Origin of the sequence: Tissierella pigra (assembly GCF_018917845.1) — a bacterium.
Lineage (GTDB): Bacteria > Bacillota > Clostridia > Tissierellales > Tissierellaceae > Tissierella > Tissierella pigra.
On sequence record NZ_JAHLPJ010000001.1, the window covers coordinates 2,706,329 to 2,721,052 of the forward strand.

Annotated in this window: 15 protein-coding genes and 1 other annotated feature; of the genes, 4 read left to right on the forward strand and 11 right to left on the reverse strand. The window is 31.2% G+C overall.

Annotated features, from left to right (window positions below):
* Positions 1-4: 4 nt before the first annotated feature.
* Together cysK and KQI41_RS13330 are read right to left on the reverse strand one after the other, a co-directional pair.
* Positions 5-922, reverse strand: a complete 918-nt coding sequence (gene cysK / locus KQI41_RS13325) for a cysteine synthase A (RefSeq protein ID WP_154442521.1) — start codon at positions 920-922, stop codon at positions 5-7.
* A 348-nt stretch (positions 923-1,270) separates the two neighbouring features.
* Positions 1,271-1,508 (reverse strand) — a binding site (T-box leader).
* Between the two features lie 210 nt (positions 1,509-1,718).
* On the reverse strand, positions 1,719-2,468 hold the full coding sequence (locus KQI41_RS13330) for a transposase (protein WP_216585467.1): 750 nt from the start codon (positions 2,466-2,468) through the stop codon (positions 1,719-1,721).
* 101 nt (positions 2,469-2,569) lie between these two features.
* Here KQI41_RS13330 and KQI41_RS13335 point away from each other — a divergent pair.
* A protein-coding gene (locus KQI41_RS13335; protein WP_216585389.1) for an IS3 family transposase occupies positions 2,570-3,822 on the forward strand; the annotation gives its coding sequence in 2 pieces (ribosomal slippage) (positions 2,570-2,852 and positions 2,852-3,822; 1,254 coding nt in all).
* Between the two features lie 188 nt (positions 3,823-4,010).
* On the opposite strand, the gene KQI41_RS19410 is transcribed toward KQI41_RS13335, so the two are convergent.
* Positions 4,011-4,340: an IS110 family transposase gene (locus tag KQI41_RS19410; protein ID WP_216585468.1), complete on the reverse strand. Its 330-nt coding sequence runs from the start codon at positions 4,338-4,340 to the stop codon at positions 4,011-4,013.
* A gap of 83 nt (positions 4,341-4,423) precedes the next feature.
* Positions 4,424-5,556 (reverse strand): IS3 family transposase gene (locus tag KQI41_RS13345; RefSeq protein WP_425335889.1). Its coding sequence is split into 2 segments (ribosomal slippage): positions 4,424-5,289 and positions 5,289-5,556, totalling 1,134 coding nucleotides; the frame shifts between segments, so codons are not numbered across the junction.
* 416 nt (positions 5,557-5,972) lie between these two features.
* On the opposite strand from KQI41_RS13345, the gene KQI41_RS13350 reads away from it, so the two are divergent.
* Positions 5,973-6,554, forward strand: coding sequence for a response regulator transcription factor (locus KQI41_RS13350; protein WP_326828306.1), 582 nt, complete (start codon positions 5,973-5,975; stop codon positions 6,552-6,554).
* Positions 6,555-6,609: 55 nt separating this feature from the next.
* On the opposite strand, the gene KQI41_RS19165 is transcribed toward KQI41_RS13350, so the two are convergent.
* Both KQI41_RS19165 and KQI41_RS13355 read right to left on the reverse strand, forming a co-directional pair.
* Positions 6,610-6,714, reverse strand: coding sequence for an LDCC motif putative metal-binding protein (locus KQI41_RS19165; protein WP_268233508.1), 105 nt, complete (start codon positions 6,712-6,714; stop codon positions 6,610-6,612).
* 15 nt (positions 6,715-6,729) lie between these two features.
* On the reverse strand, positions 6,730-7,080 hold the full coding sequence (locus tag KQI41_RS13355; RefSeq protein ID WP_154439343.1) for a DUF2680 domain-containing protein: 351 nt from the start codon (positions 7,078-7,080) through the stop codon (positions 6,730-6,732).
* Between the two features lie 171 nt (positions 7,081-7,251).
* Here KQI41_RS13355 and KQI41_RS13360 point away from each other — a divergent pair, with 171 nt between their 5' ends.
* Positions 7,252-8,622 carry a sensor histidine kinase gene (locus KQI41_RS13360; RefSeq protein ID WP_154439344.1) on the forward strand — a complete coding sequence of 457 codons (1,371 nt, stop codon included), beginning with the start codon at positions 7,252-7,254 and terminating at the stop codon, positions 8,620-8,622.
* 249 nt (positions 8,623-8,871) lie between these two features.
* Here the strand turns inward: KQI41_RS13360 and KQI41_RS13365 are convergent, their stop codons facing one another.
* The 5 genes from KQI41_RS13365 to nhaC all read right to left on the reverse strand — a co-directional run bounded on the left by KQI41_RS13365 (position 8,872) and on the right by nhaC (position 14,056).
* The gene (locus tag KQI41_RS13365; protein WP_154439345.1) at positions 8,872-10,152 is read right to left on the reverse strand and encodes an amidohydrolase; all 1,281 of its coding nucleotides are present in this window, start codon (positions 10,150-10,152) and stop codon (positions 8,872-8,874) included.
* A gap of 14 nt (positions 10,153-10,166) precedes the next feature.
* Entirely contained in the window at positions 10,167-10,697 is a 531-nt protein-coding gene (locus KQI41_RS13370; RefSeq protein ID WP_154439346.1) for an ECF transporter S component, read from the reverse strand.
* 30 nt (positions 10,698-10,727) lie between these two features.
* Positions 10,728-11,153 carry a DUF1893 domain-containing protein gene (locus KQI41_RS13375; RefSeq protein ID WP_154439347.1) on the reverse strand — a complete coding sequence of 142 codons (426 nt, stop codon included), beginning with the start codon at positions 11,151-11,153 and terminating at the stop codon, positions 10,728-10,730.
* Positions 11,154-11,173: 20 nt separating this feature from the next.
* The gene (locus KQI41_RS13380; protein WP_154439348.1) at positions 11,174-12,541 is read right to left on the reverse strand and encodes an MATE family efflux transporter; all 1,368 of its coding nucleotides are present in this window, start codon (positions 12,539-12,541) and stop codon (positions 11,174-11,176) included.
* Between the two features lie 123 nt (positions 12,542-12,664).
* The gene (gene nhaC, locus KQI41_RS13385) at positions 12,665-14,056 is read right to left on the reverse strand and encodes a Na+/H+ antiporter NhaC (protein ID WP_216585470.1); all 1,392 of its coding nucleotides are present in this window, start codon (positions 14,054-14,056) and stop codon (positions 12,665-12,667) included.
* A gap of 200 nt (positions 14,057-14,256) precedes the next feature.
* On the opposite strand from nhaC, the gene KQI41_RS13390 reads away from it, so the two are divergent.
* Entirely contained in the window at positions 14,257-14,676 is a 420-nt protein-coding gene (locus KQI41_RS13390; RefSeq protein ID WP_154439349.1) for an acyl-CoA thioesterase, read from the forward strand.
* The last annotated feature ends 48 nt before the right edge of the window (positions 14,677-14,724 follow it).

Genomic DNA, 14,724 nt, shown 5'->3' on the forward strand with positions numbered 1-14,724 from the left:
AAAATCACTCCTCTAAAAACAAATCTGTAGATAAATATCTCTCTCCAGAATCAGGAATAATAGTTAGGACCTTTTTACCTTCACCTAACTTTTTGGCCATTATAACTGCAGCAGCCACATTTGAACCTGCTGATATTCCGCATAAAATTCCCTCTTCTACAGCTAATCTTCTTGCATAAGAATATGCTGTTTCTTCATCAATACTTAGTATTTCATCTACTATTTTATTATCAAATATACCTGGTACAAAATTTGCACCTATACCTTGTATCTTATGAGGACTAGGATTTCCACCTGTTAAAACTGGAGATTTACTTGGCTGAACAGCTACTATTAATATACCCTCATTATGTTCCTTTAGTCTTTTTCCTGCTCCTGATATAGTACCACCTGTTCCTACTCCTGCAACAAAAGCATGAATCTCTCCATTGGTTTCTTTGAGTATTTCTATACCTGTAGTCTCATAATGAGCTATTACATTATTTTTATTTTCAAACTGATTTGGCATAAAATAATTGTTTTCTTCAGCTAATTTAGTTGCTAGTTCTACTGAACCTTTCATACCATACTTTCCTTTTGTTAAAATAATCTTAGCACCATAGGCTTCCATTAGCTTTCTTCTTTCTATACTCATAGTATCTGGCATAACTAAAATTACATTATATCCCTTTGCTGCCCCTATCATAGCAAGACCAACCCCTGTATTTCCACTGGTAGGCTCTATAATAGTTCCTCCTTTAATCAATTTTCCTTCTCTTTCAGCAGCTTCTATCATATATAGAGAAGCTCTATCTTTTACACTTCCTGAAGGATTGAAGGATTCAATTTTTACAAATATCTCTGCCATTCCTTCTTCTTTAATTCTATTTAGTCTAACTATTGGTGTATTTCCTATGGATTCTTTAATATTACTAATTATCATTTTACTACCTCCTATATTTTAATAATGTATCCTGTTGTCACCAGTTTCTTTAATCAAAAACTATGACTTTGGTTAAGTTTAATGTATGACAAGGTGACTACGCAGTTTCGAAACACCAATTTATTTACTCGTTACACTCGTATAAATTGGGTTCTCATTGCGTTTGACCTACATCAACTTAACTTAGTTCGTTGTGTTAGGTCATTTCACGTAGTCTCACTGCACAAATTTATTTGCTCATTGTCATTCACATAAATTTGGCGTTCGTTACGTTTGACCTACTAAAGCTCACTATCGTTCGCTAAGTTAGGTCATAAAAAAAACCTTCTACCCATGTATAAATAAATATACAGAGGCAAAAGGTAAGTTTCGCGGTTCCACTCTGCTTAAAGAATTAATCTTTAGCTCAATTCAAGTACTTTCATACTCTAGTTCTGTAACGGGAACATCCGTATAAGTCTACTAACTATCTTCGACTCTATGCTCATTGGTGCACTTCAATTATATATTATATAGACTCCTCCCACCATTAGAGTCCTCTCTGTGATACTGTATATAACTTACTTTACCAATTCTTAGCATTTTAGTATGTTTTAATATTGTATTCAAGTATAACATAAATGTTCTTAAAAGAAAAGAATTTTTTATAATTATTTTTTAAGGTAATATATCTAGGAGACTAACTATATGAAGTCAATATAAATTTGATATATTTACCTGAAAAATAAAATAATAAAAATGTGCATAACAAATAGAACAACAACGTTGCTCTCATAAAAAATATATTTAGGTATAATTACATTTGTGAAACAAATGCTGTTTTGTTCTTAAGTAGATAAAAAATAACTCTTAATAGTTTTTTACCTACATGGCTTTGAGCAACTGAATAATGTTTACCTTCAGAACGTTTTTTAGCCATATATGTTGAAAAAGTATTATCACGCATTGATACAAGTCTTACATCTTGTAGAACTGCCCATCTAAGGTAAGTTGAGCCGCGTTTAACCATTGGAGTCTTTGATGCAGTAAACTTTCCAGATTGATAGGTAGAAGGTTCCATACCAGCAAATGCAAGAAGTTTAGCAGGTGTAGAAAATCGCTCAATGTCACCAATTTCTGATAATATTATTGAAGCCAGAGTATAACCAATACCAGGTACAGTCAAAAGTGGTGTATTTAACTCATCTACAACGATTTTAATTTGTTTATCCAAGGCATCTATTTCAGTTTGTACAGATTGAATGAGTCGGATAGTTTGCTGCAGTTCAAAGGATGTAGAACGACTACTAGAGCCAATTGAATTAGAAGCAAGTTCTTTTAATGCAATAGCCTTATCCTTGTCATACCTACCTCTAGAAGCCTTACTTATGATATTAGTAAGTTTTGTGAGATGACAAGAACTAATATCCTTAGGGGTTGGTAACTCAAGTAATAAGGCATAACTTGAACTCTGATGAACTGACCAGACAAAGTTTTCAAGTTCTGGAAAGATAATATCGAGTAAACGTGTAACAGAGAGTTTAAGTTTAGTACGATAACCAACCATACGATACCGATGTCTTGTTAGTGACTTCTATTTAGCCCCCTAACCACTTTGGACAATCGCACACGATTATAGTAAAATATAATCAATAGGAGGTTGCCAAAGTGAGAAGTAAAAACACAAGATATTCAGAAGAATTTAAAAGACAAATAGTTAAAGAAGTAGAGGAAACTGGTAATGCAACTTTAGTAGCAAGAAAACATGATATTGTTCCAGGTACAGTAACAAGATGGGTTAGGGAGTCAAAATCAGCTAATAAAACCAATAATCCTCTTAATATAGATTATAGCACTAATTCCTCCTTAGATAAGGAGAATGAGCAATTAAAGAAGCTATTAGGTGAAAAGGACCTTGAAATAGCTATTCTTAAAGACCTACTAAAAAAAACGACCCAAAGATAGAAGATAAAGTAAATATAGCTAATAAATGGCTAGGGTATGGTTATCCAGTAACTAAGGTACTTAAAATACTTGGATTAAACAAATCAACCTATTACTTTAATATAAATAAAAATTCAAATATAGAATCAACAGAAGATAGAAAGTTAATAAACAAGGGTGGTAGACCAATTCAAGGTTCATCTAAAACCACCGATGGACAAACTGTCTGTGATGAACAAATTAAAGAATATATTTGTGAAATCATTGAATCTGAAGGATTATGCTATGGTTATCATAAAATAACCATAATACTAAGAAGAAAATTTAATTTAATCATAAATAAAAAGAAGGTGTATAGATTATGTAAAGAATTAAATGTACTAAGACCTCAAAGGATAGTTAAACCAAAGCATCCAAGGAAAATAGCTCAAAATAGAGAAATTACAAATCCTAATGCTCTTTGGGAAGTAGATATAAAATATGGTTACATCTGTGGTGAAGATAGATTCTTTTATATAGCCTCTTTTCTAGATGTATATGATAGAAACATAGTAGAATACCATATAGGACTATCATGTACTGCAGAAGATATAACTATAATTCTTAAAAGAGCATTAATGAAGCGTGGTCTCTATGATAAAGACACTAATTTAGTAATAAGGTCAGACAATGGTCCACAATTCATTAGCAATAAATTTGAAGATGCTTGTAAGGAGTTAAAACTAGAGCATGAAAGGATACCATTTAAAACTCCAAACAAAAACGCTCATATAGAATCTTTCCATAGATTACTAGAGGATGAATGTTTATCAAGGTACGAATTTAAAACCTATGCTGAAGCCTATGAGGCAGTATCTGAGTATATGAAATCTTACAATAAGTTTAGAATTCATAGTTCTTTGGGTTATATCTCTCCAATGGAATTCTATCAAAAAACCTTAGAGGGAACAGTAAAACCTTTAGTAGTAAGACTTTAATGTTTTTTCGCTTAGTAGCAAATCACATAAATATTTAGCTGAAATCAAGGGCTTGCGATAGCAAGGGCGTAGCCTTTACCCTTGATGAGGATAAATATTTATGTATAATAAAAAAAGCGATAAACATTAAAATATAGATAAACTAACAAAAAGAAAGTATTCGTGAGTTTTTGTCCAATATTAAGGGGTCAATCCGACTTTAACTCCTGAATTTGATATGATGAATTAGAATAGGATTTTGATTCATCAGAGAACAGCATCGTTGCAATGACTTTGGCGTCAGTTTTATCTGTTTTAGTTTTTCTGAGGGTAGTGGCCTTACGAAAAAGATTAGTAGATAAGGGATTCAAGATATGTACTTGAAATCCCTTGGAATACAGATAATTTGTAATGTTTGTGCTATAGTGACCTGTTGATTCAAGTCCTATTTTTACATCATCTAGACCATTTAAATCTAGGCAAGAAATGATTGTTGAATAGAGTTTATCGAATCCTTCCTTAGTATTTGAAATACGCAAAGAATCTGTATAGATGATTTTGGAAAGGCAACCCTTTTTTAGACAAATTTATTCCGAACAAGAATATACTTTCTAAATACTGCCTAAGCTGCTAAATCAAAGCTAGCTCTATTTCTATATTCAATTGGTGATATGTATCCTAAGGATCCATGAATCCTTATATGATTATACCAGTAAATATATTCTGCAAGTTGTAATTCAAGGTCTTCTAAGCTTTCAAATGTATTTTGATATATAAACTCTACTTTTAGGATTTTATTGGTAGCTTCACTTACAGCATTGTCATAGGGATTCCCCTTCCTACTTAGAGAACGTTCTATGTTAAAGGCTTCTAGGATATTATCTATTTTTATATTATCATATTCCTTACCACGGTCTGAATGAAATATCTTTATATCTTTTAAAGGATAACGGCAGCTTAAAAGTGCTTTTTCTATAAGAGAAGCATCTTTATTGGGACCAGCTGAATAGCCTATTATTTCCCTATTAGATAGGTCTACCAAGGTACAGACATAGTTCCATTTACCGCCTACTCTAACATAGGTAAGGTCACTTACTGCTACCTCTAGTTTATCTCTATTATCAAACTGTCTATCAACTATATTAGAGACTTTAGACTCATTACAGCCCCTGCTATGGACCTTATATTGAGCTACTGTATAGTTGGATACCAAGGCATTTTCTTTCATAATCCTAGCTATCCTTCTTCTAGAGACTTGATGACCCAGTTTTTCAAGCTCTACTTTAATTTTTCTGGTGCCATAGTTATTTTTACTTCTATGAAAGATTTTTATTATATGTTTCTCTATCTCTGAATCTTTATTGACAGAACTAGATTTCCTATTATTTAGGTGATAATATACCAAGCTTCTTGAGACCTTTAAAAACTTACACATAGCACTAATACTGTATTTCTCCCTATTGGAAATAATCAAGTCTACTTTTTGCCTAGTAGTAGTGCTGCCTGCTTTAAAATATCATTTTCCATCTCAAGCTGCTTAACTCTTTTTTCTAGTTCTATTACCCTGTTTTCTTCATCAGTTCTATTATCTTCAGCATTAAATGATTTAGTATTATTATATCTTATTACCCACTGCCTCAGAGTAGATGGAGAGACTCCATATTGCTCATGTAGATCTCTATAGGTATGGTTACCTTGGTTGTATATGTTGACTAATTGCTTCTTGAAATTTTCCTCATAATATTTTCTTGACATGATTTTCTCCTCCTAATATTATTATATCATGTTCGGAGAAAACCTGTCCTAACTAGTGTAACCTATCCAAACTCTATGTTAAATGTATCCTTGCTACATATAAAACGTCATGCGTTATCTAACTAATTAACAAATCAACACAGAGCTATGGTTAGACTCTCTATAGAAACAGTCGGCTTCATAAAGACAGCTGCTGTAGGTGATTAAACTAATCCACAGCGTCTGGTTAAGATTATATAGAAAATAATCAAGAAAGGAAAATATATATGAATTCTATATGAGTTCATTATACAAGGTGATTATATGAACTCCGTAAATATCTTAATCGTAGAAGATGAAAAAACATTTCTGATGTTATAGAAGCTTATTTAATTAAAGAGTTCAATGTATTTTTAGCCCATGATGGAGAAAAGGCATTGAAATTATTTAGAACTAATGACATTCATTTAGTTATATTAGACCTTATGATTCCTAAAATATCTGGGGAAGAAGTATGTAAAAAAATAAGGACTACATCTGATGTGCCAATTATAATGCTTACTGCTAAGACCAATGAAGATGATAGAATAGAAGGTTTATCCATAGGAGCTGATGACTATGTATTAAAACCCTTTAGTCCTAGGGAATTAGTCAGCCGAGTTAAAGCACTTCTTAGAAGAGCATATCCTAACTCTAGACCAGTGGCGGAAAAACTTAGTTTCAATAATGGGGATTTAGAAATTGAAGTGGATAAAATGTTAGTTAAGAAAAATAATAAAAATATAACCTTAACAACTAATGAATTTAAAATATTATTAGCCTTTATATCTCACCAAAATCAAGTCTTATCTAGAGAACAATTAATAGAATTTACCTTTGGTGAAGGATATGATGGATTTGATAGAACAATAGATACTCATATTAAAAATATACGATACAAAATTGAGACTAATCCAAAGTCTCCAGAATATATTCACACAATTTATGGACTTGGATATAAGTTTACAGTAGAAAAATAGTAACTCCAATTTTGGGTCCCTTACACCCAAAATTGGAGTTACTTATTTTCTTTTCTTATTTTTTCTTACTTAATTGACAACAGTCCAATGGTTGATCTCCAAAAGATTCCTTATTAGCATTTGCTAATTTATTTAGCATCTTTTTTATCCATTTTAACAAATAATTCACCCTCTTCTATCTTCTGCATCCTCTACCAGTCTTTCTCATACCCATTCTAAAATTATCTTTATCGCAAATACCATGTACAAATCCATTTTCTTCATGATACTTCTCCATTTGATCTAAATGTTCTTCCCAATTGTTTGCTTCTTCTTTTGTAATCTTTCCATCTTTAAGGAGATTTTGAATTTCTTCTCTCCTATATTTCATTCTTTCCTTAAACCATTCTTCTCTGTTTTCTGTACTATAGTTGGTATTTTTATTTGAAGGGATTATATTTGGTATCTTAGGTGAATCTGCATATCCTATTAAAGAACCCATTCCTATGACTGTTACTAAAGTTCCTACTGCTAATAATTTTTTCATCGTTTATCTCTCCTCTCATTCTATAAATTGATTATAACCATAGAATGTGAAGTAAATATGAAGAAATGTATTTCTTCATATTTCTTACAATATTAACTGTTATAATATAATTATACTATAAATTTCATGAAAAAAGTAATCGTTATCTTAACATTTATTGGAGGAATATATATGAAGCTTTCTAAAAAGTTTACTTTATTTTTTATTTCATCAATTTTATTTTCTATTATAATAACCAGCTTTATATCAAATATTATGATAAACAATAAATTTGAAAATTATCTAACTGATGAACATCAAAATAGATTAGATCAAATTAGCAATAATTTAAACCAGTTGTATAACAAAAATGGTTGTGTTTTACATCAAAATGAAATCAACTCTTATGCTTCACTGGAAAACGTATATATTGAAATTAGAGATTTAAATGATAATATATTATATACCTCAACTAATAACAACAAAATGGGAATGGGACATATGCACAAAAGAATGATGATGAGTCATGGTATGTATGAGGGAAACTATGTTGAGAAAGACTTTCCCTTTATTCAGGAAAATGAAGAAGTAGGAAAACTAATTATAGGATATATTGATAATTCCTATTTAACAAAGTCTGCTATTTTATTTAAAAACACCTTATCTAAATCCTTTTTATTATCAACTATTTTTACTACCATTCTTGGATTAATAGTTAGTATTATATTATCTAAGTCTTTGACTACACCTTTAATAAATATTAGAAATACAGCTGTTGAAATCCGTAAAGGCAACTTAAATAAAAGATCTAAAGTAAATACAAATACTCTTGAGATTGTAGAGTTATCAGATTCAATTAACTTTCTAGGACAAACTTTGGCTAAACAAGATAATATTAGAAAGAAATATGCTTCTGATATTTCCCATGAACTTAGAACTCCTTTGGCTACATTAAAGTCTCATTTAGAAGCCATTATAGATGGTGTATGGCAGCCTAATGAAGAACATTTAAATATTCTTATGACTGAAATAGATAGATTGTCACATTTAGTTGATAATCTTAAAGACTCTTTCAATGCTACAGAATTAGATATTATTTTAAATAAAACTAAATTCAACCTATCTAAAGAACTTGAAAGTACTATTATAACTTTTGTTCCTCTATATACAAAACAAGGGTTCACTATTGAAAGACATATAGAAGACCATATTTATATCAATATGGATAAAGACAAGTTTAAACAAATTATCTACAATCTTCTTTCTAATTCCATTAGGTATCTAAATGAATTGGGGAAAGTTAAAATTACTCTAAAAGCAGAAAAAAATAATGCCATTATAAATATTACAGACAATGGCATAGGTATAGAAGAAAAAGATATTCCTCTTATATTCCAAAGATTCTATAGGACAGATATTTCAAGAAACAAAAACACTGGTGGAACAGGTCTTGGTTTATCTATTGTAAACACAATAATTAAAGCCCATGGTGGTACAATAAATGTAAATAGTATTTATGGAAAAGGCACTGAATTTACAATAACTCTGCCATTAGATATCTAATCCAATAATACAGACTCAATTGTTTCAAATATAGAATAGGTCCTAACCATTCTAACATAAAGTGTTGAATTCATATAATACTAGATCACTGGTATTATTAAATATTCTTTTTAATTCTTCCCTATTTTTTTGTAAATTATTTGAAATCATGATTTTCACCCTTAGTTTTACATAATTGTTCTGTACAATTATTACCAACTACAAAAAAGATATAATAGTCATTAGAAATTTCTAATGACTATTAATCTTTTATCTATTAACTAAGTCTTTTGCGTGTTTCTCTGCCATGAATTTTATTTTCTCTACATCCAGGGTTTTAATTTCTCTCTTCTCCATTATTATCTTACCATCTACTATTACTGTATCTACATCTGATGCCTGAACTCCATAAGCCAATGAAGATATTATATTATGATGTGGATAAAGATGAGGCTTATCTGTATCTATAAGAATTAAATCTGCCTTTTTCCCTAATTCAATAGACCCTATTTCCTTTTCTAAGTCTAATGCCTTTGCTCCATTTATAGTCCCCATTTTTAGAGCTTCTATTGCTGGTACTGACACTGCATCTAGGTTTACTGCTTTATTTACTATGGATGCTAGATTAATTTCTTCAAACATATTTAGATTATTATTAGATGAAGAACCATCTGTACCTAAAGCTACTGGTATTCCTTTTTTCAGCATTTTATCTATTGGTGCAAATCCTGATGCTAGTTTTAAATTACTTCCTGGATTGTTCACAGGAATTAGACCTTTCTCTTTTATAATTTCTATATCATCATCATCTACATGGACACAGTGAGCACCTATAGTATGTATATCTAATAATCCTAAATCATATACATGCCTGATTGGAGATTTACCATGTAAATTGAAACTATCTTCCACTTCCTTTCTAGTTTCAGAAAGATGTATATGAATGCCTGTGTTTAACTCCTTTGCAAGTTTAAAACTTTCCTTAAGAAAATCTGGACTACAAGTATAAGGTGCATGAGGTGCTACCATAACTTTAATTCTTCCATTTCCTTTTCCATGGTAGTTTTTGAATAACTCTCTAGTTTCATCTAGTTTCCGTTTTGCTCCTTCATCTTCAATTAGTCCACGAGTCAATACTCCTCTCATACCTGACTCTTCTAGTCCATTACCTACTTCATCCATAAAGAAGTACATATCACAAAAAGCTGTAGTTCCACCTTGAATCATTTCAACCATACTTAAAAGCGAACCCCAATATACATCTCTACTAGTAAGATTTGCTTCTGTAGGCCAAATCTTTTTAGTTAACCAATCATGTAATGGTAAATCATCAGCAAAGTTTCTAAGTAAAGACATTCCTATATGAGTATGGCTGTTTATAAGTCCTGGCATTGCTATTTTATGTTTTCCATCGATTATCCTTTCTACTTCTATATCATCTCTTATTTCACCTATATGGATTATTTCATTATCCTTAATATAGATATTAGTATTTCTTATTACCTCGTCTTTTCCATTTATAGGTACTAAATCAATGTTTTTAATTAACATATCTTCCCTCCTAATTAGTAGTCTAAATCAATTGTAGTATATCTTACTATGCCATATATTAAACTAGGTATTAAAACCAGTTGAATTCCGATACCTGGAAGTCCTGTAATAACTCCACTTATGACAAAGGTCATAGGGGATAATTCTACGGCAAAGAAAGTTGCTAATAAAAACACTACTAACCCTGCCATTAGCCTTCCTCCTATCATGGAAATAATCAATGCTATTATAGGTGGTATTTTCATCTTTCTATATAATATAGATGCTATAAGTCCATAGGCTCCCAATTCAAATACCATTATTACTGCCATAGGAAATAATGGTGGCATACCACTGATTATGGAACTAATTATAGGCATTATCATTCCCAATATCAAAGCTAAATATGGTGGTAATAAAAGTCCTCCTAAAAATACTGGAATATGCATAGGTAGAAATATGGTTCCTGGAATTCCAGTTGCATGAAATATATTGGTTATTATGATTCCCATTGCCAATAATGTACCTGCTATGACCAGTTCTTTTGTACGATTTGTCTTTTCCATTGTATCTCTCCTTTTAGGATAAATTCTATCCTACTTTTCAACTGATTTGAAAAACTCCTTTATTTTATCCAATAATATTTCTGGATTATCTATATCTAAAGAAAGTTTTTCTATTGGGCAATATCCTGTCTTATCTCTATTTTTTATATATGGACAAGATTTTTCCATGATATATGGAATTTTATATTTTTCTAAAGTATTTATACCGCCTTCTGATATTAATTCAGTGTATACTTCTTCAATTCCAATATATCTACATAATAAGGCTGCCCCTTTACCTATTACCCTATCAGCTAATGAGCCACCCTTTGATAGCTCCTTCACTTCTGTAGCCAATATATACATAGGCTTTATACCCTTATCTTTAGATTTAAAAACAATTTCACCATTTTTTACTACTACTAAGGCTAAATCTTCCTGCTTCAATACTTTTCTTGCTAGTTCTATATCGTTCAATAGCCTCTTCCTTCCTTTTTTTATTCAATAACTAATGCCTCTTGTTCAAATATATCCTTCTTTTTAAAATAAAAATAAGAATATACAAGTCTCCAGCACATATCTATTGCTATACCTATCCACAGCCAAACTATATCTGCCTTGAAAACATAAGCCATTATCATTACAAATGGCACCCTAATAAGCCAAAGACCTATTCCTGCATTTATCATAGGTACTTTTGCATATCCCGCTCCCCTTAAAGCGCCATTTAATACACCAGATATATTTTGCGGCAATTGAGTTATTCCCATTATCAATAGATACATAGCACCTATTTGAATTACTTCAGGTTCTTTTACTAAAAGCCCCATAATCTGCTTTGGAAATATAATAAGTATTCCACCTGCAAATATAGTTACAACAATAGTATATTTTATAAGTTGATTAAGATATTTCTTACCTAATTCCTTATTCTTACTTCCTAGAGCATACCCAATAAAAGTAGTAGCTGCCACGCCAAATCCTGTAGCTGGCATATAGGATATAGACTCTGCCTGTAATCCTAGTTGATAAGCAGAATAAGCTAACTCCCCATAAGTAAGAATTGCCCTTGTAAGAAATATAGATGCTGCCTGCCAAAATGATGTTTCAAAAGATGTAGGAAGTCCAAGTTTTAATATCATTTTTGCTTCATCTGACTTAAATCTAAACCCAAATTTCCCTTCCATGTTTTTTATAATCCCATTTTTACCAAATAACATAATTATACCAAATAAAGCTGAAGTAATATAAGCAATGTTATAAGCGTATCCTGCACCCTTTAACCCTAAAGATTTAATACCTGCATTTCCAGTTACCAACACAAATCCCGCAATAATATTGACTATATTTAGTATACCTACAGTTATCATAGGTGTTTTTGCGTTTCCCATGCCTTGAAGTATTCCTGCCACTAAAAGTATAATAGCTGCAAAGGGTAATGACCATGAAATTATCTTCAGATATAATACTCCATTTGCAAGTAGGTCTGGGTTTGGATTAAATACCATCAGCAACGGCTTGGCAAACCAAAATAATAATTGTTGAAATATAATTGCTACTCCTATGGAAATAATAAATGATTGCTCAGATATGGATTTTAGCTTCTCATAATTATTGGCACCATGAGACTGTGCTACTAATACAGAGGTTCCCGTTGCTAGTCCCTTAAATATTCCCCATAGTATTCTATAAAGAACTGTGGCTATACCTATTGCTCCAACAGCGTAGGCATCTATTCTGCCTATCATTGCCATAAGTACAATTCCTGCTGTCATCTGTAAAACATTCTCACCTGTTATGGGTATAATCATAGACAGTATTTTGTTTCTAATTATTCTATCTTCATTTGAATACTCCTTGGCCATTTTACATCTCCTTTTACTATGAATTTTATATATTATAACTTTATCATTATATTATATTTTGATACTCTAAACAAGATAATATAGGGTATAAAAAAACCTTATAAAAATATAAGGTTTTTTAATTTAAATATTATCTTTATTTAGTTTAGCCACAGTTAAACCCGTAAAACTTAGAAGTATTACTATAATAGGTGTTAAATAATTAAAAAATGCCCATTTCCCATATTGTAAGGCAGATACACCTAAAATTCCCTTCATAAAAACACCGCAGGTGTTCCATGGAATTAAAGCTGATGTCAATGTACCAGAAGCTTCTAGAGCATTTGATAATGTCTTTGGATGAAGTCCCCTTTCTTTATAAGCAGATGCGTACATTCTCCCTGGGATTACTATGGATATATACTGCTCTGGCATAGTAGCATTGCTAAATAAACAAGTCAATATAGTTGCAGTTATAAGACCTGTTACAGATTTTATTCTCTTTATTAAAGCTCCAACTATGACCTCTAATTGTCCTGTCTTTTCCATGATGCCACCAAACATCATGGCTATTATTGTAAGAGATATGGAAAACATCATAGCTTGTAGCCCACCAGCAGTTAGAAGTTTGTCTATCATTTCCACACCAGTTTCACTAACAAATCCACTAAAGCTAGCAGTCAAAAGATTACCTAAATTAGCTCCTTGAAATATAATGGCTTCTATAGCTCCTATTATAATTCCAATTGTAATCCCAGGAATAGCTGGAACCTTAAATGCTATAGATACAATAACTGCTATAGGTGGTATAAGTAATAGAGGAGATATTTTAAAGGATGATACAATACCTGTTCTAATGGTTTCAATGGCTGAAAAATCTGTTCCTTCTCCACTAAATTTAAAACCAATAAATAAAAATATTCCTAAGGTTATACCATAAGATATTAATGTACTTGGAAGCATAAACTTAACATGAGTAAAAACATCAGTACCTGCAACTGCTGGTGCTAAATTTGTTGTATCTGATAAGGGAGACATCTTATCTCCAAAATATGCTCCTGAAATAATGGCTCCAGCTGCTATAGGTGCTGGAATTCCTAATCCCTGTGCTATCCCCATAAGGGCAATACCTATGGTACCTGTAGTACCCCAACTAGTACCAGTAGCTAAAGATGTAATAGAACAAATTATTACTGTAGCTACTAAAAATATACTAGGTTTCAATATTCCTAAACCATAATAAATCATACTAGGTACTACTCCTGCCAAAAGCCATACCCCTATTAAAACACCTATAATTGCAAGAATAATAATTGCTTGTAAAGCCTGATAAATTCCATCAAACATTGAAGTTTGAATTTCATCCCAACTATAGCCTATTTTCACTGCTATAAGAGCCGCAAATAATGTTCCTACTAGCATTGGAATATGTGGATCAGCCTCGTATATAGAAATACTGGCTGCCATAATAGCTATAAGAAACCCAAAGGATAAAATTGCCTCATAAAGATATGGTTTTCTTCTTTCATTTTCCACTGGTATGTCACTCCTTAAAGAATCTATTTTTACATAGATATATATATTACTAAATATTTAGAACATTTTCAATCACATTTTTTTCCAATCCTTGATATAATTTTTTCTTTAAATTTCTGCTAAAGGAAATTTATGATATTGTATTATAAATATTTCTTGTTATAATGAAAGAGTATTATCTAAAACAAAGGAGGAGTACAATGGGAATTGTCAAAGTATCTAGGTTAGTTAAGTCAGAAGATTTGAATCATCATGGTACATTATTTGCAGGAAGAGGAGCTGAATGGTTTGTAGAAGCTTGTTTTATTTGCGGAGCTAAAATTACTGGGAAACCCGAAAATATAGTTTGCGTAAATATTCATGGATTGACTTTTAAAACTCCTGGAAATAAAGGAGATATAATAAATTTAGAAACTAGATTGGCAAAGGTTGGAAGAACTAGTTTTATGGTTTATGGTAAAATGACTAGAAACAATAGCCAAGACATATTGTCCGATGGATTTATTACCTTTGTATTTGTTGATGAAAATACAAAGACTATACCTCATGGAATAGTTTTAGATGAACCTATAGATGATGAAGATATTCAAATCAGAAAAAGAGCTGAAAATTTAAATTAAATGATAATTGTTATCATTTACTTCTTTTATTTCTTGTGTTATAATATT

Coding starts and splice junctions, on each gene's coding strand:
- KQI41_RS13390 (WP_154439349.1), top strand. CDS start 14,257: ATGGGAATTGTCAAAGTATCTAGGTTAGTTAAGTCAGAAGATTTGAAT.
- KQI41_RS13370 (WP_154439346.1), bottom strand. CDS start 10,697: ATGGAAAAGACAAATCGTACAAAAGAACTGGTCATAGCAGGTACATTA.
- KQI41_RS13365 (WP_154439345.1), bottom strand. CDS start 10,152: ATGTTAATTAAAAACATTGATTTAGTACCTATAAATGGAAAAGACGAG.
- KQI41_RS13355 (WP_154439343.1), bottom strand. CDS start 7,080: ATGAAAAAATTATTAGCAGTAGGAACTTTAGTAACAGTCATAGGAATG.
- KQI41_RS13330 (WP_216585467.1), bottom strand. CDS start 2,468: ATGGTTGGTTATCGTACTAAACTTAAACTCTCTGTTACACGTTTACTC.
- KQI41_RS13380 (WP_154439348.1), bottom strand. CDS start 12,541: ATGGCCAAGGAGTATTCAAATGAAGATAGAATAATTAGAAACAAAATA.
- cysK (WP_154442521.1), bottom strand. CDS start 922: ATGATAATTAGTAATATTAAAGAATCCATAGGAAATACACCAATAGTT.
- KQI41_RS13360 (WP_154439344.1), top strand. CDS start 7,252: ATGAAGCTTTCTAAAAAGTTTACTTTATTTTTTATTTCATCAATTTTA.